General features: G+C 63.7%; 18 protein-coding genes. 10 read left to right on the top strand and 8 right to left on the bottom strand.

What is annotated here, in order from left to right:
• The first annotated feature begins 37 nt into the window (after positions 1-37).
• Complete coding sequence (locus tag QFZ91_RS37140; RefSeq protein ID WP_176107241.1) at positions 38-304, top strand: H-NS family nucleoid-associated regulatory protein; 267 nt, start codon at positions 38-40, stop codon at positions 302-304.
• Between the two features lie 94 nt (positions 305-398).
• On the opposite strand, the gene pcaG is transcribed toward QFZ91_RS37140, so the two are convergent.
• Together pcaG and pcaH are read right to left on the bottom strand one after the other, a co-directional pair.
• Complete coding sequence (pcaG, locus tag QFZ91_RS37135; RefSeq protein WP_429570321.1) at positions 399-986, bottom strand: protocatechuate 3,4-dioxygenase subunit alpha; 588 nt, start codon at positions 984-986, stop codon at positions 399-401.
• Between the two features lie 3 nt (positions 987-989).
• Positions 990-1,694: a protocatechuate 3,4-dioxygenase subunit beta gene (gene pcaH / locus QFZ91_RS37130; protein WP_176107243.1), complete on the bottom strand. Its 705-nt coding sequence runs from the start codon at positions 1,692-1,694 to the stop codon at positions 990-992.
• Positions 1,695-1,805: 111 nt separating this feature from the next.
• Here pcaH and pcaQ point away from each other — a divergent pair, with 111 nt between their 5' ends.
• Positions 1,806-2,828, top strand: coding sequence for a pca operon transcription factor PcaQ (gene pcaQ, locus QFZ91_RS37125; RefSeq protein WP_176378927.1), 1,023 nt, complete (start codon positions 1,806-1,808; stop codon positions 2,826-2,828).
• Positions 2,829-3,102: 274 nt separating this feature from the next.
• A complete protein-coding gene (locus QFZ91_RS37120) occupies positions 3,103-4,230 on the top strand; it encodes a 4-hydroxyphenylpyruvate dioxygenase family protein (RefSeq protein WP_429570320.1) in 1,128 nt (375 codons plus the stop codon).
• A gap of 55 nt (positions 4,231-4,285) precedes the next feature.
• Here QFZ91_RS37120 and QFZ91_RS37115 read toward each other — a convergent pair whose 3' ends face one another.
• Entirely contained in the window at positions 4,286-5,218 is a 933-nt protein-coding gene (locus QFZ91_RS37115; RefSeq protein ID WP_429570319.1) for a LysR substrate-binding domain-containing protein, read from the bottom strand.
• A 126-nt stretch (positions 5,219-5,344) separates the two neighbouring features.
• Between QFZ91_RS37115 and QFZ91_RS37110 the strand changes: the two genes are divergently transcribed.
• A complete protein-coding gene (locus tag QFZ91_RS37110; RefSeq protein ID WP_429570318.1) occupies positions 5,345-6,382 on the top strand; it encodes a DUF1338 domain-containing protein in 1,038 nt (345 codons plus the stop codon).
• Between the two features lie 45 nt (positions 6,383-6,427).
• A complete protein-coding gene (locus QFZ91_RS37105) occupies positions 6,428-9,418 on the top strand; it encodes an FAD-binding and (Fe-S)-binding domain-containing protein (protein ID WP_429570317.1) in 2,991 nt (996 codons plus the stop codon).
• Between the two features lie 14 nt (positions 9,419-9,432).
• On the opposite strand, the gene QFZ91_RS37100 is transcribed toward QFZ91_RS37105, so the two are convergent.
• Positions 9,433-10,068 carry a helix-turn-helix domain-containing protein gene (locus QFZ91_RS37100; RefSeq protein ID WP_429570316.1) on the bottom strand — a complete coding sequence of 212 codons (636 nt, stop codon included), beginning with the start codon at positions 10,066-10,068 and terminating at the stop codon, positions 9,433-9,435.
• Between the two features lie 181 nt (positions 10,069-10,249).
• Positions 10,250-11,071 (bottom strand): isocitrate lyase/PEP mutase family protein, encoded by an 822-nt coding sequence (locus tag QFZ91_RS37095; RefSeq protein ID WP_429570315.1) that lies wholly within the window; start codon positions 11,069-11,071, stop codon positions 10,250-10,252.
• Between the two features lie 196 nt (positions 11,072-11,267).
• Between QFZ91_RS37095 and QFZ91_RS37090 the strand changes: the two genes are divergently transcribed.
• Positions 11,268-11,579 carry a hypothetical protein gene (locus QFZ91_RS37090; protein WP_429570314.1) on the top strand — a complete coding sequence of 104 codons (312 nt, stop codon included), beginning with the start codon at positions 11,268-11,270 and terminating at the stop codon, positions 11,577-11,579.
• Positions 11,580-11,767: 188 nt separating this feature from the next.
• On the opposite strand, the gene QFZ91_RS37085 is transcribed toward QFZ91_RS37090, so the two are convergent.
• The 3 genes from QFZ91_RS37085 to QFZ91_RS37075 form a co-directional block, all read right to left on the bottom strand.
• Positions 11,768-12,079 (bottom strand): DUF4148 domain-containing protein, encoded by a 312-nt coding sequence (locus tag QFZ91_RS37085; RefSeq protein ID WP_176378933.1) that lies wholly within the window; start codon positions 12,077-12,079, stop codon positions 11,768-11,770.
• A 191-nt stretch (positions 12,080-12,270) separates the two neighbouring features.
• The gene (locus QFZ91_RS37080; protein WP_176378934.1) at positions 12,271-13,365 is read right to left on the bottom strand and encodes an aldose epimerase family protein; all 1,095 of its coding nucleotides are present in this window, start codon (positions 13,363-13,365) and stop codon (positions 12,271-12,273) included.
• A 36-nt stretch (positions 13,366-13,401) separates the two neighbouring features.
• A complete protein-coding gene (locus QFZ91_RS37075; RefSeq protein WP_429570313.1) occupies positions 13,402-14,622 on the bottom strand; it encodes a XylR family transcriptional regulator in 1,221 nt (406 codons plus the stop codon).
• A 321-nt stretch (positions 14,623-14,943) separates the two neighbouring features.
• Here QFZ91_RS37075 and xylA point away from each other — a divergent pair, with 321 nt between their 5' ends.
• From xylA to QFZ91_RS37055, 4 genes are all read left to right on the top strand, one after another.
• A complete protein-coding gene (gene xylA, locus QFZ91_RS37070) occupies positions 14,944-16,266 on the top strand; it encodes a xylose isomerase (RefSeq protein ID WP_429570312.1) in 1,323 nt (440 codons plus the stop codon).
• A 129-nt stretch (positions 16,267-16,395) separates the two neighbouring features.
• On the top strand, positions 16,396-17,424 hold the full coding sequence (gene xylF / locus QFZ91_RS37065) for a D-xylose ABC transporter substrate-binding protein (RefSeq protein ID WP_429570311.1): 1,029 nt from the start codon (positions 16,396-16,398) through the stop codon (positions 17,422-17,424).
• A gap of 95 nt (positions 17,425-17,519) precedes the next feature.
• The gene (xylG, locus tag QFZ91_RS37060; protein ID WP_429570310.1) at positions 17,520-19,079 is read left to right on the top strand and encodes a D-xylose ABC transporter ATP-binding protein; all 1,560 of its coding nucleotides are present in this window, start codon (positions 17,520-17,522) and stop codon (positions 19,077-19,079) included.
• Positions 19,076-20,275, top strand: a complete 1,200-nt coding sequence (locus tag QFZ91_RS37055) for a sugar ABC transporter permease (RefSeq protein WP_176107256.1) — start codon at positions 19,076-19,078, stop codon at positions 20,273-20,275. The genes xylG and QFZ91_RS37055 overlap by 4 nt, the downstream gene beginning before the upstream one ends.
• Positions 20,276-20,375 lie beyond the last annotated feature (100 nt).

The raw sequence follows: 20,375 nt of genomic DNA, 5'->3' as shown, positions 1-20,375 counted from the left end.
TCGTCTAATGCCAGCAAGAGCTGCGACACAATACGTTATGAAAGAACGAGAAGGACAACAACGACTGTTCGAACGCGACGAGAACCTGCGGGAGCGCATGATCGCATGGATTCGCCGACGCATGGACGACCACAACATCACCCTCGAAGCGCTGGCCGAATCGCTCGAAGCCGATGCGAACGCCGTGGCCGCGGTGCTGTACCGCGACGCGTTCGGCAACACGTGGGACGGTCAGGGCGATAAACCGGCGTGGCTCGCGCGCGCGATTCACGCCGGACAAAGCATCGATCACTTCCGCTGCTAACGCGCGCAGGTGCACCGCGAAACGTCCGCGCGAAAAAAAGCCCGCACAGGCGGGCTCGATTTTTACTGCTCGGAGCTTCGCGACGAATCGCGCATCACAGGTCGAAAAACACGGTTTCCTGATCGCCCTGCATGTGGATGTCGAAGCGGTACACGTTGGCCGTACCGGCAACGCGGCGCGCGATCAGCGTGCCACGGCGCTCGGCCGGCACCGACGCCAGCACGGCGTCCTGCTCGTTCGCCTGCGCTTCGTCCTCGAAATAGATGCGCGTGAACGTGTGCAGCAGCATGCCGCGCATCGTCAGGATCACGTCGATGTGCGGCGCTTCGTCGGGATTCGCGCGGCCCGGCTTGACCGTCTCGACGATGAAGCGCTTGTGCGGGTCCGTACCGGTACCGACGCGCGCAAAGCCGTGAAAGCCGGTCTTCAGGATGTCCTCGCGCGATTCCGGATAGTGGCCGTTCGAGTCGACCTGCGACATTTCGATCATCGCGTCGCCAACCACCTTGCCGTCGCCGTCGAACACCTGACCGACGATCGTGATGTGCTCGCCGGCCGCTTCCATGTCGGCCAGCACGTGCGTGAACAGGCTCTTGTAGTCGAAATCGTATTGCTGCGGGCAAAGACCGTAGGCGAAGTACGGACCAACGGTTTGCGAAGGCGTTTGCTTGAGAGTCGTCATGGCTTAGCGCTCCATCGGGGTTTCGTTCGGGCCGCGCAGCACGATGTCGAAATCGTAGCCGAGCGCATAGGCCTCTTGCGTAATGTCGAGCGAGAACTTCGAGATCATGCGCTCACGGGCGTTTTCCGGAGTGCCCTGGTAGATCGGGTCGAACGCGAGCAGCGGATCGCCGGGGAAGTACATCTGCGTGACGAGACGCGAGCCGAAGTGGTCGCCGAACAGCGAGAAGTGGATGTGCTGCGGACGCCATGCGTTCGGATGGTTGCCCCACGGATACGCGCCCGGCTTGATGGTCAGGAAGCGGTAACGGCCTTCGTTGTCAGTGATGCAGCGGCCCGCGCCGAGGAAGTTCGGATCGAGCGGCGCGTCGTGCTGGTCGGCCTTGTGCACATAGCGGCCGGCGGCGTTCGCCTGCCAGATTTCCACGAGCGTGTTGCGCACCGGACGGCCGCCTTCGTCGAGCACGCGGCCTGTCACGATGATGCGCTCGCCGAGCGGCTCGCCATTGCGCACCGCGTTGCGGGTCAGGTCGTTGTCGAGCGGATCGAGGTCGTCGCTGCCGTAGACCGGCACGCGCTGGTCGCGCAGACGTTCTTTCAGCGGAATCAGCGGACGGGTCGGGCCGCGCTTGACCGACGAACCGTACGGCGGATAGACGTACTCGGGATGGGACGCGAAGTCTCGCGGGGAAAGAATTGAATCTTCCATGAAGTGTCTCCGTTGGAGGAATCGGGGGATGCGGCGTTATGACTCGCACTTTATACAAAGCACGCGGTTATGAAAAATGACGTTTTTGCCCGTTTCGTATAACCTTCCGTTATGCAACGCAGTCTCGCGGATAGCCGCGTCAAATTTCGTCATCTCCAGTGCTTTCTGGCCGTCGCGCAGTTCGGCAGCGTCCAGCGGGCGGCGGACAGTCTGTCGATCACGCAGCCGGCGGTATCGAAGACGGTCGCCGAGTTGGAAACCATTCTCGGCGTGAAGCTGTTCGAGCGCGGCCGTCACGGCGCGGTGCCGACGCGCGAGGGGCAGCTTTTCATGCCGCACGCAAGCGCCTGCGTGAGCGCGCTGCGCCAGGGCGTCGATCTGCTCGCGCGCGCCGAGGGCGCGGCCGCAGCGACGCTCGAAGTCGGCGTGCTGCCCACCGTCGCCGCGGCGCTGATACCGCCCGTGCTGAAACAGTTCTCGACGCAGTGGCCGCGCGTGATCGTGCGCCTCGCGACCGGCGCAAATCCGGAATTGCTCGAACGCCTGAAAGCGGGTTCGATCGAATTCGCGATCGGCCGTCTCGCGGACCCCGAGCGGATGGTCGGCCTGAGCTTCGAGCAGTTGTTTACCGAGCCGCTGATCGCGGTCGTGCGCGCCGGGCATCCGCTCGCTCAGGGAACGGCCTTGCCGGCCACGTCGCTGGAGGATTTTCCGATCGTGCTGCCGCCGTTCGGCACGCTGATCCGCCAGTCGACCGAAAGCCTGCTGAGCGCGTGGGGCGTGGCGCCGTTGTCAGGGTTCGTCGAGGTGTTGTCGGTATCGACGGGGCGTGCGCTCACGCTCGAAAACGGCGCGGTGTGGTTCGTGCCGCAAAGCGCGGTCGAATACGAACTCGCGCACGGCATGCTGGTGCGCTTGCCGCTGCCGTTTGCTGGCACCGGCGAGCCGGTGGGGCTGATCCGTCGCTCGGATACGCAGCCGTCGGCGGTGGGGCGCGCGTTCATCGAGGCGGTGCGCGAGGTCGCGCGGGGCAGAATGGCGGCGGTGTCGGGCAAGGATGCGCGCAAAAGCACCGGTAAAACCGCCGGCAAAACGGCGCGCAAAGGCGGCCCGGGCGACGCGCCGCTCGAGTGATCCGGCGGCCTGCCGCACGCATGCCCCCGGGCGGGCATCGGCATGCCGTTCTCCGTATGAACCAACCAGTACAAAATGACGGTTGCGAATGCCCTGCGACCCGGTGTAAAAACACGGTGCGAAAGCCGCCGCAGCCCGTATTTTTTTGCGGCACGCTGCGTGCACGCTACGAGCGGGCACGCGTCACGCAGCCCATCGCGAACGGCCGGAACGGTTCGCGCCGAACCCCGGAACCACCGGCCACCGCATCGAAAGACCGTACAAGGAGATTGCCATGCCTAGCGACTTGCCCACTCCCGAGGCCGCGCAGCGCGCCGTGATGGCGCCGGAGCACAATCCGCTCGGCACGGCCGGCCTCGAATTCGTCGAGTTCGCCGCCCGCGATCCGCAGGCGCTCGGCGAGACCTTCAAGCGGCTCGGCTTCAAGGCGATCGCGCGTCATATCAGCAAGGACGTGACGCTGTACCGTCAGGGCGAGATGAATTTCCTGATCAACGCGGAGCCCGATTCGTTCGCGGCGCGCTACGCGGAGGAATACGGGGTCGGCATCTGCGCGATCGGGATTCGGGTCGCCGACGCGCAGCGCGCGTTCGCACGCGCGGTGGAGCTCGGCGCGTGGGAATTCGAGGGCGAACGCCTCGGGGCCGGCGAACTGCTGATTCCGGCGATTCAAGGTATCGGCGATTCGCACATCTATTTCGTCGATCGCTGGCGCGGACGCGGCGGTCAGCGCGGCGGCCTCGGCGATATCTCGATCTTCGACATCGACTTCCGCCCCATCGAAATCGACACGGCCGAAGCCGATCTGAGTCACGCGGGCAGCGGCCTGGTCGCGGTCGATCATTTGACGCAAACCGTTGGCGAAGGCCGCATGCAGGAGTGGATCGACTTCTATCGCGACCTGCTGAATTTCCGCGAGATTCACGAGTTGCACGCGAATTGGCACGTGTCGGCGGAATCGCGCGTGATGGTGTCGCCGTGCGGCGCGATCCGCATACCGCTGTACGAGGAGGGCACGCGCCGGACCAATCTGATGCACGAATATCTGCCCGATCATCCGGGCGAAGGCGTGCAGCACATTGCACTCGCCACCGACGACATCTTCGCGTGCGTCGAGCGTCTGCTCGCGAACGGCGTCGAATTCGTCGAGCCGCCGCCGCGCTACTACGAGCAGCTCGATGCACGCTTGCCGGGCCACGGGCTCGATGTCGAGCGGCTGCGGCGCACGCATGTGCTCGTGGACGGTGAGATGGGCGCGGACGGCGTGCCGCTGCTGTTTTTCCAGACCTTCGTACGCCGTCGCGCCGGCGAGATCTTCTTCGAGATCGTGCAACGCCAGGGACATCATGGCTTCGGCGAAGGCAATTTGGCCGCATTGGCGCAGGCGCGCGCCGGCAACTAAATTTCGCACGGACGCATGTGTGATTGATCCAATCACACATGCGACTGGCGTTTCATCACGCCCCCTCGGGCCGCTCCGCCAACTCCGGATAAATCGCGCCGTACGCGGCCGCTTCGCGCAGCAGCCACTCGCGGAAATTTGCGAGCGGTTTGCCGTGGCTCAACTCGGTTGGGTACACTAGGTAGTACGCGGCGTCGGCAACGGCGGGTCCGTCGAACGGAATCACGAGACCGAACTGCTGCAACTGCGTGTCGACGAAGAAGCGCGGTACCAGTGCAATGCCGAGTCCGGCCGCGGCCGCGCTGATCAGCATCGTGTGCAGTTCGTAGCGCACGCCCTGCATCGTGCGATTGTCGTCGACGCCGAAATTTGCGAACCAGCTCGCCCAGCCATCGGGTCGCGTCGTCGAATGAAGCAGCGGATAGTCGAGTAGTTCGGCGACGTTACGGACCGGCCGCCTCAGCAGACTCGCCGCGCAGATCGGCACCACTTCCTCGCTGAACAGAAAATCGGCCGACGTACCCGGCCACGTCGGCTTGCCGTAGTGAATCGCCGCTTCGAAATGCGTGTCGGCGAACGGGAACGTCGCGGTACGGACGCCCATGTTCACGCGCACGTCCGGGTATTGTTCATTGAATGTCGCCATGCGCGGAATCAGCCATTGCGATGCGAACGTCGGCAATACCGCGAGTTCCAGATAGCCGCCGCCGCTGCCGTGCGCGATGATCGACAGCGTGTCGCGATCGAGGTGTTCGAGCGAGCGTCGCACCTGCGCGCTGTAGACCTTGCCCGCGCGCGTCAGCACGACGCGTTGCTTGACGCGCACGAACAGCCGCACGCCTAGATTGCTTTCGAGCGTATTGATCTGTCGCGACACCGCGCTTTCGGTGAGGAACAGCTCGCGCGCCGCGTGCGTGAAGCTCTCGTGCCGCGCCGCGGCTTCGAACGCGAGCAGCGCGCCCATGTTGGGAATCTTGAACTTTCGCACGTTAATTCCAAAAACGCATCAAGTGCCGATTTTATCTCGCTTTACGGGGGCGGAGCGGATTTTGAATAATCTCGCCCGTCATGTGGCGCTCGTGCGGGCGCTCAACGTTTAGCGTGGAGAAGCCGGATGCGAAACCTGAAGAATGCGAACGTCGAACAACTGCTGGTGAAGCTGCTGGGCGCGGAGAAAACCGCGCGCCTGTTTGCGACGCTGAATCATCCGCATGTGTTGAACGAGTGGGAAAGCGGCAGCGTCACGCGTGCCGAACTTGCACAGGCGATGAACATGGCGCTGTTCGACGATCTGCTCGCGCGCTCGGAAAACGGCCGCCGCTATACGGAGGAAACCGTCGCCGCCGGCGGCAGCGTGTACTTCGATCATGGCGCACTGCGCACCGTGCGCTGGCCGCACAGCGGCGCGCTGCCGCCCGGCGAGGCCGCGTTCGCGCGCATTCTGCGGCCGCTCGGCTTTCGGATCAACGGCCGTTATCCGCTCGATCGGCTCGGCATGACCGGCCGCGCATGGGCGCATGACGACGCGCCCGACGAGATCGCGCAGTTCTTCGTCAGCGAACTGCACCCGGAGCGTTTTTCCGCGGCGTTCCAGCAGGCGGTGACGAACGTGATCGGTGCATCGCGCGATCCGTTGACGCCGCGCGCTAGTGGCCTGTTGTGGGAACTCGAACGCGACGGCGTGCTGCCGATCGATGCGGCGCAAGAGTTGCTACCGGTAATAGTCGGTGCGTTCGCGCGTCAGCACGAGATGCCACGAGAAGCCGACTACGAAGTATTGTTGAAGGAGTCGGCGGAGATGGCGTGGATCGCGACCGAAGGTAACGCGTTCAATCACGCGACCGACCGCGTCGCGGATGTGTTCAAACTGTCGGACGAACAGAAGGCGAAGGGTCGGCCGATGAAGCCGGACGTCGAGCATTCGCGTTCCGGGCGCGTGTTCCAGACCGCGTATCGCGCGGATCTCGTGCAACGCGAATTTCGCGCGGCAGACGGCAGTGTCGTCGCGCGCGACGTGCCGGGCTCGTTCTACGAATTCATCACGCGCAAGCGCAGTTTCGATCAGGACGCGCGCCGCTGGGAAACCGACCTGCGGTTCGACGCGGGCAACGCACAGGGCATCTTCCGGATGACCGCAAGCCGGGCGGCCTGAGCGCATACGACGGCGCAAGCGCCGGCATCGCAGACGAGGAGCGCAGTGGGGACGTCATTGTCATTGGATGAAGAGCGCCGGGTCGGCGAGCGCGGCGCTTCGAATGAACCGCGTGTCGCCAGGCCTTTCGCGGGCAGCGCCGCGGTATTGCAGGCGCTGGAAAGCGATCTGCGCCAGCATGTGCGCGGCGAAGTGCGCTTCGATCAGGGTTCCAAAGCACTGTACGCGTCGGATGCGTCGAACTATCGGCAAGTCCCGCTCGGTGTGGTGATACCGGCCGATATCGACGATCTGCTCGCGACGCTCGCCGCATGCCGTCGCAACGACGTGCCGTTTCTCCCGCGCGGCGGCGGCACCTCGCAGAACGGCCAGTGCGTAAACGTCGCGGTCGTCGCCGATGCGAGCAAGTATCTGAACCGCGTCGTTTCGATCGATCCGCTGGCGGGCGTCGCGATCGTCGAGCCCGGCGTCGCGTGCGACTCGTTGCGCGATGCCGCCGAACAGCACGGCCTCACGTTCGCGCCCGATCCCGCCACGCATAGCCGCTGCACGCTAGGCGGCATGATCGCGAACAACTCATGCGGCGCGCATTCGGTGATGGCCGGCAAGACGGTCGAGAACATCGAGGCGCTCGAAATCGCGACCTTCGACGGCGCGCGTTTCTGGGTCGGCCCGACCTCCGAAGAAGAACTCGAACGCATCATCGCGGCGGGTGGTCGTCAAGGCGAGATCTACGCGGCGCTCAAGCAACTGCGCGACACGTACGCGGAACGGATTCGCGCGAAATTCCCGAAGATCAAGCGGCGCGTGTCGGGCTTCAATCTCGATCAACTGCTGCCGGAAAACGGCTTCAACGTCGCGCGTGCGCTGGTTGGCAGCGAAGGCACTTGCGCGGTCACGTTGCAGGCGAAAGTGAGACTCGTGAAGAGTCCGGCGAGGCGCGTGATCGTCGTGGTCGGGTTCACCGACATCTATACGGCGGCGGACGCCGTGCCGCATTTCATGCGCTGCGGGCCGATCGCAGTCGAGGGACTCGACCGCGCGATCATTCGCGGCCTGCAGGCGCGCGGGCTGAAGAAGGATGAGATCGCACTGCTGCCCGAAGGCGATGCATGGGTCGTGCTCGAATTCGGCGCGGATACGCAGCATGAAGCACTGCAACAAGCACGCGACGCCGCCGCGTATTTTCAGTCGGGCGCGGCGGGGCCGGAAATCTCGACGGTGCTCGTCGAAGATCGCGCATTGCAGGCGAAGGTGTGGTCGATTCGTGAGACTGGCGCGTCGGCGGTCGCGTTATCGGTGGATCGCGACAAGCCCGATCCGGTGGTCGGCTGGGAAGATGCCGCAGTCGATCCGCTGCGGCTCGGCGATTATCTGCGCGCGTTTCAGGCGCTCGTCGATCGCTATGGCTACGAGACGAGCCTGTATGGCCATTTCGGCGACGGCTGCGTGCACGCGCGCATCACGTTCGATCTGCGCAGCGCGGAAGGTATCGCGACGTGGCGCGGGTTCTTGCGCGAAGCGGCGGAACTGGTGGTCGAATTCGGCGGCTCGCTGTCGGGCGAACACGGCGATGGCCAGGCGAAGGCCGAGTTTCTGCCGATCATGTACGGCCCCGAACTGATGCAGGCGATGGAGCAGTTCAAGGCGATCTGGGACCCGGCGAATCGTTTGAATCCGGGCAAGGTCGTGCATGCATACCGCGCCGACGAAAACCTGCGCACGGGTCCCGCGTACAAGCCGGTGACGCTGCATACGAAGCTCACGTTCGCGAGTCAGGAAGGCGATGGTTTTCAGCGTGCGATCGAACGCTGCATTGGCATGGGCAAATGCCGCTCGCTCGAAGGCGGCACGATGTGTCCGAGTTATCGCGGCACGCGCGAGGAAAAGTGCTCGACGCGCGGGCGCGCTCATCTGTTCTGGGAAATGCTGCAAGGCGACGTGATCGCCGATGGCTGGAACAGCCGCGAAGTGAAGGAAGCGCTCGATACCTGCCTCGCATGCAAGGGCTGCAAGTCCGATTGCCCGACGCATACGGACATGGCGTCGTACAAGGCGGAGTTCCTTTCACACTACTATCAAAACAACCGTCGGCCGCGTCAGGCGCTGTTCATGGGGCGGATCGGCGAATGGGCGCCGTGGGCCGCGCGTTTTCCACGCGTGACCAACTTTCTGACGACGGCGCCCGGTTTGTCCGCGCTCGGCAAATGGATGGCGGGCGTGGCGCAGACCCGTGCGTTGCCGCGCTTTGCCGCTACGACTTATAGACGGAGCGCATCGTCGCAAGCATCCGCGCTTGATGCGCGCGGCGGCGACGCAAAGAAAGTGATCCTGTGGGTGGACACGTTCAACGACCACTTCACGCCCGAGATCGCGCGGGCCGCAGCTGATGTGCTGACGCAACTGGGCTGGCGCGTCGTCCTGCCGAAGAAGCGTTTGTGCTGCGGACGTCCGCTGTACGACTTTGGTCTGCTCGAACGCGCGCGCGAACTGCTCACGCATATCGTCGACGATCTCGCGGACGACATTGCCGCCGGCGTGCCGCTGGTCGGTCTGGAGCCTGGCTGTCTATCGGTGTTCAAGGACGAGTTGCTGAAGCAACTCCCCAACCATGCGTTGGCGAAGAAGCTGTCCACGCAAACCTATCTGTTTGCCGATTTCGTCGCGCGTCAGCCGTTCGAGTGGCCGACGCTCGAGGCCGATGTGATCGTGCATGGCCATTGTCATCAGAAGGCGCTATTCGGCATGCAGGGCGATACGGCGCTGCTGGACAAGCTCGGCGTCAAATGGAAGCTGCTCGATACCGGCTGCTGCGGGATGGCGGGATCGTTCGGCTTCAATGTCGAGCATCACGCGTTGTCAGAAAAGATCGGCGAGGACAAGCTGTTTCCGTCCGTGCGCGACGCGATGGCGGCGAATGCGCAAACGATCGTGCTGACCAACGGCTTCAGTTGTCGCGAGCAGATCGAGCACGGTACGGGCCGACACGCACTGCATATCGCGCAACTCGCGCAACGGGCGCTGGCGGCGCGCTGAGTGCGCGGGGCGCGCTATTTCTTCGCTGAATCGTTCCCTGCAGGCGGTGTATGCGGAAGGTCCGCATTGGTCGCCATCCACAATACTTCGGCGTCTTCCTCGCTGGTCGACACCGCCGCGTGACCCGTGCGGCTATCGAAGTAGAGGCTGTCGCCCGCGTTCAGATGTGTCGGCGCGTACAGCTCCGAATAGAGGCACACGCTGCCGCTGATCACGTAGAGAAACTCCTCGCCTTCGTGGCGGCCCCAGTCGTCGAAGGCGTCGAGCGTGTGCGCGGAGATGCGGATGCGAAACGGCAGCATCGCCTTGTGCGCGAGATCGGTGGCAAGCAACTCCATCTGGTAGCCGCGATACGCGTGGCGCTGGCCTTCGTTTTTGCGCGTCAGCGCGCGCCGGCCGCTCGCGCTGACTTTCGGCGTCGAGCCGAACAGTTCGCCGATTTCGATCTTCAGGCCCAGCACGATTTTTTGCAGCACGTCGAAAGTGGGGGACATCAGGCCGTTTTCGATTTTCGACAGCGTCGAGCGCGAGACGCCGCACAGGCGGCTCGCGGTTTCGAGCGTCAGATCCTGCGCCTGACGGGCGGCGCGCACGCGCCGGCCGAGATCGGAGGACGCGGTGTCGGCGGATTTGGTGAGATGGGTGTCCATGAGGCTTGCTGCGGGTCAGGTATGCGCTCGGTCGGGCGAACAATGTTTCCGATCATAACATTTGGCTCGACGGGTGCCTCTGTGCGCCGATTCATGCGTTCGCGCGCTTTTCTCATCGGAAACGCCGCCACTTTCCCGTCACGTCGATGCGGCGCGCGAACACCTGCGTGCACGGCGTTTTTCACGCGTTGCGATTGAAAAGCTCATTGAGCTGCTTGCCCGCCACCGCGCCGGTGAAGTCGAAGCGGCCATCGACCAGCGCCTGAGCGGCCTGCATGAAGCCACCCCATGCCGCGCGCGCGAGCCCGCCGCCGACGCTGATCCGCCGCACGCCGAGCGCGGCCACGTCCTGCAACGTCAGCGTCGAGGTCGAGCCGATCAGCAGATTGACGGGCTTCGGCGCGACGGCCGCGACCACCGCTTCGATCTGCTCGCGCGTCTGGATGCCGGGCGCATACAGGCAGTCCGCGCCCGCCGCCGCATAGGCCTTCAGACGCGCGATGGCATCGTCGAGATCGGCGTTGCCGGCGAAGAAATTCTCCGCGCGGCCGACCAGCAGAGTGTCGCCGCCGTTCTGATCGATCGCACGGCGCGCGGCGCTGAGCCGTTGCACCGCGACGTCGACCGGAAACAGCGGCGCGGCGGGGTTGCCGGTCGAGTCCTCGATCGACAGACCCGCGACGCCCGTTGCCATCGCGAGCGCCACGCTCTCGGCCACTTCTTCCGGATCGCGGCCGAAGCCGTTTTCGAAGTCGGCATTGACCGGCAGATCGGTCGCATCGACGATCGCGCGCAGGTGGGCGAGGATCGTTTCGCGCGGCAAGGTGTTATCCGCGTGTCCGGTCGACCACGCAAAACCAGAACTGGTAGTGGCGAGCGCCTTGAAGCCGAGCGTATGCAGATAACGGGCGCTGCCCACGTCCCACGGATTGGGCAGCACGAAACAGCCAGACGAGTGCAGCGCGCGGAAAGCGGCGCGTTTTTCAGCGGCGGTGCGGGGCATCGCATGTCTCCTTGGAATGAGGAAGCGCGGCTCCCTCGTTGAGGGGAAAACGTCGGGTCAACTGATGCGTGGGCAAATCGGCATTCACAAGGGGAAAGTCTATGTCCGTATCGAAAGCGCGGCTGATGAAATTGGTGGCGAGTTTCGCGGGCGTTGCGAATAATTCAAAATGCCGATAACGAAACGGAGGCGCGACATGAACATCGCGACGCGGATACGGTCGATGCCTGCCGTGTTGGTGCTCACGCTCGTTGGCTGCGCCGCGGGCGGCGGGAACGGCGGCGCGCAAACCCATCTGAGTGCAACGCAATGCCAGGACCTGACCGACCTCAAGAACAAGGCGCCGGCCACGCATCAGCGGAGCATGAGCGAACTGACAGCGCTGCAGCAAGCAGGCTACCACCCTGAACGACGCTTCGATCCTGACTATCCGGCGAGTCTCGAGCGCGCGCAGCGTCAGGTGAACATCTGGTATCAGACGGAATGCCCGCAGGCACGGTCTGGCTGAATCCGCGGCGGCGTGGGAATTAGCGGTACGGTTCGTGGGGCCGCGTATAAGCAGAAAAGCGAGCGCATGTGTTGAAAACATGCGCTCGCTTCATATCGGTACAAAACGGCGAAAATCGCCAAGACGGAAAAGCCGCTAACTCACGAATCTTTCCTCGCTGCGGACTTTCGCAACACGTTTGCGACTCGTTATTGACCGTCCGGATTGACTACCATCGGATGATGGCCCGATTGCGACGATCCGCCCATCGGCGACCCGTAACCCGAGGTATTGGCTTGTCCGTTCCCTTTCATCGCGGCGACACGTGCCTCGGCCGCCTGAATGTCCGCGGGATACTGGGCATCGAGCGAGATGGCCGGGTTATAGCCATTCTGTTCGAGTTGCTGCACTTCCGCTTTGACTTCGGCTCGCGTGACCGGCTGTTCCGATTGTGCGAACGACGCGACCGGCGCAGCAGCGATCACGGCGGTAAGCGCAACTGCCTGGATAAGCGATTTCATGATGTTTCCCTCCGTAGTTGTGTATCCGGCGCCGCAGGGATGCCGGTGCCATAAAAACAGTCTAGAAGGGTGCGTACTTCGGGAAAACCACTAGTCGACTAATTCAGTATTGCAGAGAACGGCTAGTCGGCGAACTGTAATCTGGCCGTCGCGGTGTTCGTAAAACACCGGAAAAGCGCCCGCAAATCCAGTCACACACCTTCGCGTACATCGACGCGGTAAGTCGTGACCTGGCGGTAGGTATCGCCGGGTCGCACGATCACTTCGTCGTGGCCCGTCATATTGACCTCGTTCGGAAAACCGCCCGCCTCGAGGCACAGGCCGGCGTGCCGTTGATAGCGAACGCCCCCGCGTCCCGGGTTGCCGTTCAACGCGTTGCCCGTGTAAAACTGCAAGCCCCGCTGATCGGTCGCGACGGTCAGTTCGCGTCCGCTGCCTGGATCGTATGCGCAGGCAACTTCGCGCAGCGGCAGCGCGTGGCCATCGTTGCCGTTTATCGCGTCTGCCGGCGCCTCGCGCAGCACGTAGCAATGATCGAAGCCGCCAGCGCGCGCGAGTTGCGAGTGCGGCCAGTCGAGCCGTCCGCCGATCGGCGCGCTCTGCCGGAAGTCGAATGCGTTGCCCGCGACGTCGGCGAGCTTGCACGGAATCATCGTCGCGTCGACTTCGAAAAAGCGCTCGGCGTCGATCGACAGCACGTGGCCGCGAATGTCGGTGCCCGCGCGCCCGGTCAGGTTGAAGTACGGATGGCTGGTCAGATTGAGCGGCGTCGGCGCGTCGGTGATCGCTTCGTAGCCGATCGTCAGCGTGCCGTCGTCGTCGAGCGAATAGCGCACCTGCACCGTCACGTTGCCCGGGAAACCGGCATCGCCTTCGGGCGACTCCAGGCGCATCAGCAACGCGCCGTCGTCCTCGGCGACGTCCCATAACGCGCGATGAAAACCGACCGTGCCGCCGTGCAGCAGGTTCGGACCTTCGTTGCGATCCAGCGTGTACTCGATGCCGTCGAGCGCAAAGCGCGCGCCCGCAATGCGATTCGCCCAGCGGCCGATCAGTCCGCCCATGTAGGTCGAGGCCGCCACGTATTCGGCGGGCGTGTCGTGGCCGAGCAGAATATCGCCGAGACGTCCGGCGCGATCCGGCGCGTGCCACGAAACCAGCGTCGCACCGAGGTCGCTGATGGCGACTTTCATGCCGTGTGCGTTACGCAGCGTATAGAGCCGGACTCGATCGCCGCCCTGCAGCGTGCCCCACGGTTCGGAAGAGAGTTGTGCGATGCTGATCATGTGGTCACAGTGCGAAGAAAAAATAGAAAAGCATGCTCAGCCAGTGGTTTTCGTCTTCGGGCCCACGCGCTCCTGGTATTCGCGCGGCGTGCAGCCGAGTTCGCGGCGAAATACCGCGTACATGTATTGCAGCGACGTGAAGCCGCAACGAATCGCGACTTCCGCACTCGACGCATCGCGTTTCGCCAGCAGCGACTTCGCGACGTCGAGCTTGTGGCGCAGGATCTCCTGATGCACGGTGCATTGCCGCTCGCGCCGGAAATACTCTTCGAGCGACGAACGCGAAACGCCCACATAGTCGGCCACCTGCTCGGTGCGGATGCCTTGGCACGCGTACTGGCGGATGAAATGGCGCGCGCGCATCACGTACGGACTCGCGAGCGGCTGATGCCGCGTCGATTCGAGCACGTTGATGCCGACCGGCGGCACCAGAATGCGGCGCCCCGGAAAGCGCGCGCCGTGCAGCATCTGATGCAGGATGTGCGCGGCGGTACGGCCCATTTCCTCAGTGCCCTGAATCACCGACGACAGCGGAATGCGCGTCAGCGTGCGCGTGAGCGGATCGTTGTCGATGCCGATGATCGCGACTTCCTCGGGCACCGGAATGCCCGCGATCAGACAGGCCTGGAGCAAATGCCGTGCACGCGCGTCGGTCACCGCGATGATGCCGACCGGCTTGGGCAGTTGCCGCAGCCACGTGGTCAGCTGTTCGATCGCCTGGTTCCAGGACGGCGCGCTCGTCGACAGACCGCGATAGATTTCGCTATCGATCTGCGCCGCGCTGTGTCCGTCCGCGCTGCGCAGATGCGCGAAGGCGAGTTCGCGCTGTTGCGCCCAACGGTTTTCCTGCGCCTGCGGCAGACTGTACAGCGCGAAGTTTTCGAGGCCCGCGCCGATCAGATGCGTGTACGCGAGCGACACGAGCTTGCTGTTGTCGGTCGCGATATAGGGTAAATCCGAGGGGTACTGCGTCGGATCCTCGTACGACGAACCGACCGCGACCACCGGCAGCGGGCAGTCGCGCAGGGCTTCGTCGACGGCGGGATCGTCGAAGTCCGCGATGATGCCGTCGCCGTCGAAGCGCTGGATACCGGCGAGCCGGCAGCGGAAGTCCTCTTCGAGGAAGAGATCCCATGCGACGCGGGTCGACAGCAGGTAGTTGCCGATACCCGTGATGATCTCGCGATCGTAGACCTTGTTCGCGTTGAACAGCAGCGCGATCCGATGGGTTGTCTGAGGTGCTTGTGGACGGGTCATGGCGGTGTGCGGCGTGCGGACGATGGACCACGCGCCTTTGTCTCCATTGTGTCGGGTGCCTGGGGCAACTCCGTTTTTAAGCGTCTGGCTATTCTAGGCGTCGAATCGCGCGCCGGCAGTAAACAAACGCGCCGGCGGTAAGAAACATCAAGCGCGCTGCGAAATTTCGCAATTGCCGGCACATCGTGCAAGCGGCAGCATGGCGTCACCTCGTCGGCCTGCACGGCCAAACCGCGCGGGTCGCGGCGAAGAATGCAAAGAAAACCTTTCATGGGACCCGAGTAGTCGCTTTGCGGCAACTCGGGCCAACTGGAGACGCCGATGTCCTACTTCGAACACATTCCCGAGATTCGTTACGAAGGCCCGCAATCGGACAACCCGCTCGCGTACCGTCACTACGACAAAACCAGGAAGGTACTCGGCAAGACGCTCGAGGAGCATCTGCGTATCGCCGTGTGCTATTGGCACTCGTTCGTCTGGCCTGGCGTCGATATCTTCGGTCAGGGCACGTTCCGGCGGCCGTGGCAGCAACCCGGCGACGCAATGGAGCGGGCGCTTCAGAAGGCTGACGCCGCGTTCGAATTCTTCTCGAAGCTCGGCACGCCGTACTACACGTTCCACGATACCGACGTCGCGCCCGAAGGCGCGAGCGTCAAGGAATACAGCGAGAACTTCCTGCGCGTGTCCGACTACCTTTCGCGCAAGCAGCAGGATACCGGTATCAAATTGCTGTGGGGCACCGCGAATCTGTTTTCGCATCCGCGTTACGCGGCCGGTGCCGCGACCAATCCGAATCCGGAGGTGTTCGCCTTTGCGGCGACCCAGGTGCGTCATGCGCTCGACGCGACGCTGCGCCTCGGCGGTGAGAACTACGTGTTGTGGGGCGGACGTGAAGGCTACGACACGCTGCTGAACACCGACCTCGTGCGCGAGCGCGAGCAGTTCGCGCGCTTCCTGCACATGGTGGTCGAGCACAAGCACCAGATCGGTTTCAAGGGCACCCTGCTGATCGAGCCGAAGCCGCAGGAGCCGACCAAGCATCAATACGACTACGACGTCGCAACCGTGCATGGCTTCCTGCTGCAGCACGGTCTCGACAAGGAGATCCGCGTCAACATCGAGGCCAATCATGCGACGCTCGCGGGCCACTCGTTCCATCACGAAATTGCGACCGCGTTTGCGCTCGGCATCTTCGGCAGCATCGACGCGAATCGTGGCGATCCGCAAAACGGTTGGGATACCGACCAATTCCCCAACAGCGTCGAGGAACTGACGCTGGCCTTCTACGAGATTCTGCGCCACGGCGGCTTCACGACCGGCGGCATGAACTTCGATGCGAAATTGCGGCGCCAGAGTGTCGATCCCGAAGACCTTTTTTATGGCCACATCGGCGCGATCGACAACCTCGCGCTCGGCCTCGAACGCGCGGCGGTGCTGGTCGAAAACGAGCGCCTCGAACAGTTCAAGCGGCAACGCTACGCGGGTTGGGATGGCGAATTCGGCCGCAAGATCCTGTCCGGCGAGTATTCGCTGTCGACGCTTGCGGAGGACACGCTGGCGCGCGATTTGAATCCGCGGCATGTGAGCGGGCAGCAGGAACAGATGGAAAACATCGTAAATCAGGCGATTTATAGCGGACGTTGAATAAAGATTGCGCGGCCACGTGGACCGCGCGCACCAGCAAGCTGTGGGTTGTCGCTTGTCCGAGTCTGCGGCTCGCAGCGCAGACCGAAACGTCCGGTATTCCGGCGATCACTAACGAAGGAGACAAAAATGAAGTTCGCAATGCGTCGTAACGTACTGAGCTCGCTGCTGTGCGGCGCGGTACTCGCCAGCCTGTCGCTCGCCGCCCCGCTCGCGCACGCCAGCAAGGATCATCCGGAAATCGGCTTCTGCATCGACGATCTGCGCGTCGAGCGCTGGTCGCGCGATCGCGACTATTTCGTCGCCGCGGCGGAAAAGCTCGGCGCGAAGGTGTCCGTGCAATCGGCCGATGCGAGCGAAGAGCGTCAGATCTCGCAGATCGAAAACCTGATCTCGCGTGGCGTCGACGTAATCGTGATCGTGCCGTTCAACTCGAAGACGCTCGGCAACGTGGTGGCCGAAGCACGCAAAGCGGGCATCAAGGTCGTGTCGTATGACCGCCTGATCCTCGACGCCGATATCGACGCCTACATCTCGTTCGACAACGAGAAGGTCGGCGAAATGCAGGCGCAGGGCGTCTACGCCGTGCGGCCGAAGGGCAACTACTTCCTGCTCGGCGGCGCACCGACCGATAACAACGCGAAGATGCTGCGCCAGGGCCAGCTGAAGGTGCTGCAACCGGCGATCGACAAGGGCGACATCAAGGTCGTCGGCCAGCAGTGGGTGCCGGAGTGGAGCGCATCGACCGCGCTGCGCATCATGGAAGACGCACTGACCGCGAACAACAACAAGATCGACGCAGTCGTCGCGTCGAACGACGGCACCGCTGGCGGCGCGATCCAGGCGCTCGCGGCGCAAGGCCTCGCGGGCAAGGTACCTATCTCGGGTCAGGATGCCGACCTCGCGGCTGTGAAGCGCGTGGCTGCCGGCACGCAGACGATGACGGTCTACAAACCGCTGAAGCTGATCGCGGGCGAAGCGGCGAAGCTGTCGGTCGCGCTGGCGAAGGGTGACAAGCCGGCGTTCAACGCGCAGTACGACAACGGCAAGAAGAAGGTCGATACGGTGCTGCTGCAGCCGACCAAGCTGACGAAGGCGAACCTCGACACCGTCGTGAAGGACGGCTTCTACACGCAAGAGCAACTCGCGAGCAAATAACACTGAGACGGGTGCGATGTGAACGCCACGCTCCCGGGCCATCGCGCCCGGGAGCGTGCTCGAACATCGGCCCAACTTGCAGCGAGGCATAGCGAATGACGCAACCTCTTCTGACGATGCGCGGCATCGTCAAAGCTTTTTCCGGCGTGAAGGCGCTCGATGGCATCGATCTGACCGTATCGCCGGGCGAATGCGTGGGCCTGTGCGGCGAAAACGGCGCGGGCAAATCGACGCTGATGAAAGTACTGTCCGGCGTGTATCCGCATGGAACCTGGGATGGCGAAATAACCTGGGAAGGCGAGACGCTGAAGGCCGCGAGCGTACGCGACACCGAACGCGCGGGCATCATCATCATCCACCAGGAACTGATGCTCGTGCCGGAGCTGTCGGTCGCGGAAAATATCTTTCTCGGCAACGAAATCACGCTGCCGGGCGGCCGCATGAATTACGCGGCGATGTATCAGCGCGCCGACGAACTGCTGCGCGAACTCGGCATCAGCGGCATCAACGCCGCGCAGCCCGTGATGAACTACGGCGGCGGCCATCAACAGCTGATCGAAATCGCGAAGGCGCTGAACAAGCGCGCGAAGCTGCTGATTCTCGACGAACCGTCGTCGTCGCTGACCGCCTCGGAAATCGCGATTCTGCTCGACATCGTGCGCGATCTGAAACGGCGCGGCATCGCCTGCGTGTATATCTCGCACAAGCTCGACGAAGTCGCGGCAGTCTGCGACACGATCAGCGTGATTCGCGACGGCCGCCATGTCGCGACCGAGCCGATGCACGCGCTGACGACCGAACGGATCATCGCGCTGATGGTCGGCCGCGAGATCAAGAATCTGTTTCCGCGCGAGCCGCATCCGATCGGCGACGTGATCTTCGAAGCCCGCAACGTCACCTGTTTCGACGTGACGAATCCACGCCGCAAGCGCGTGGACGACGTGTCGTTCTCGTTGCGACGCGGCGAGATTCTCGGCGTCGCCGGGCTCGTCGGCGCGGGCCGCACCGAGCTGATGCAGGCGATCTTCGGCGCGTATGCGGGCATCAGCGAGGCACATGTCGTGCTCGACGGCAAGCCGCTGAAGATCCGCGCGCCGATCGACGCGATTCGCGCCGGCATCGCGATGGTGCCCGAGGACCGCAAACGCCACGGCATCGTGCCGGGCATGAGCGTCGGCCATAACATCACGCTTGCGGTATTGCAGCGTTTCGCGTCGGGCGGACGCATCGATTCCGCAGCCGAACTCGACACGATTCATACGGAAATGAAGCGGCTTTCCGTGCGCGCGGCGAATCCGATGCTATCGATTGCAAGTCTGTCGGGCGGCAATCAGCAGAAGGCCGTGCTCACACGCATGCTGCTGACCAACCCGACCGTGCTGATCCTCGACGAACCGACACGCGGCGTCGATGTCGGCGCCAAGTACGAGATCTACAAGCTGATCTTCCAGCTGGCGCAGCGCGGCATGTCTATCGTGATGGTGTCGTCCGAATTGCCGGAAGTGCTCGGCATCAGCGACCGTGTGCTGGTGATCGGCGAAGGCGAGTTGCGCGGCGACTTCGTCAACGACGGTCTCACGCAGGAAGACATTCTCGGCGCCGCGATCCGCCCCCTGCATCTATCTACGAACTCAACCGCAGCGAGTGCCGCATGACTCCCGACGTAACTTCCCAACGCACCGACAACGCCGCGCCGCGAGACACATTCGGCGGCTCGCAACGGCTCCAGCAACTGTTCGCGCGCTACAAGATTCTCGCGCTGCTGATTGCCGTGGCCGTGATCTGGATTTTCTTTTCGGCGCTTACGCACGGCGCGTTCGTCACGCCACGCAACCTGTCGAATCTGCTGCGGCAGATGTCGATTACCGGCATGCTGGCGTGCGGCATGGTGTTCGTGATCATCGCCGGTGAAATCGACCTGTCTGTCGGCTCACTCCTCGGCTTGCTCGGCGGCGTCGCGGCAATTCTCGACGTGAACCGGCACTGGCCGATCGGCGTGACCATTCCGGTCGTGCTGCTGCTCGGCATCGTGGTCGGCTTGTTCAACGGCTGGTGGTCGACGTATCGGCGCGTGCCGTCGTTTATCGTCGGGCTCGGCGGTATGCTTGCGTATCGCGGCATTCTGCTCGGCATTACCGGCGGCTCGACGATCGCGCCGGTGTCGGACAGCTTCGTGTTCGTCGGCCAGGGCTATCTGCCGCGGCTCGCCGGGGACACGCTCGCCGTCGTGCTGTTCGTGCTGCTGGCCTTCCTGACGATCCGCCAGCGCGCCAACCGGCAGCGTTATCAGTTGCGCGTCGTGCCGTTCTGGCAGGACGTCGCGAAGGTGGTCGGCGCGGGCGCGATTCTCGCCGGCTTCGTCGCGATGCTCGACAACTACGGCGGAATTCCGGTGCCGGTGTTGCTGCTGCTCGCGCTGCTCGGCATCTTCACGTGGATCGCGACGCAGACCGTGTTCGGACGCCGCATCTACGCGGTCGGCTCGAATCTCGAAGCGACGCGGCTCTCGGGTGTCAACACCGACCGCGTGAAGCTTGCGATCTTCGCGCTGATGGGGCTGATGTGCGCGTTCGCCGGCATCGTCAACACGGCGCGGCTCGCGGCCGGTTCGCCGTCGGCCGGCTCGATGGGCGAGCTCGATGCGATCGCCGCGTGCTTCATCGGCGGCACGTCGATGCGCGGCGGCTCCGGCACCGTGTACGGCGCGCTGATCGGCGCGCTGGTGATGGCGAGCCTCGACAACGGCATGTCGATGCTCGACGTCGACGCATACTGGCAGATGATCGTGAAGGGCGGCATCCTCGTGCTGGCCGTATGGATCGATGTGGTCTCGGGTTCGAACCGCCGTTGATCCGGTCGCATGATCGCCTGATTGAAGCAAAGCGCAAGGTTCGCGGTGTGCCAGCGGTTTTAATCACGCTCGCACACCGCGGCCCGCGCGACAGCAGTTA

The sequence above is a fragment of the Paraburkholderia sp. JPY419 genome (assembly GCF_050435705.1).
In the GTDB taxonomy this organism is placed as follows: Bacteria; Pseudomonadota; Gammaproteobacteria; order Burkholderiales; family Burkholderiaceae; genus Paraburkholderia; species Paraburkholderia youngii.
This window is presented reverse-complemented; position numbering and strand designations above follow the sequence as displayed.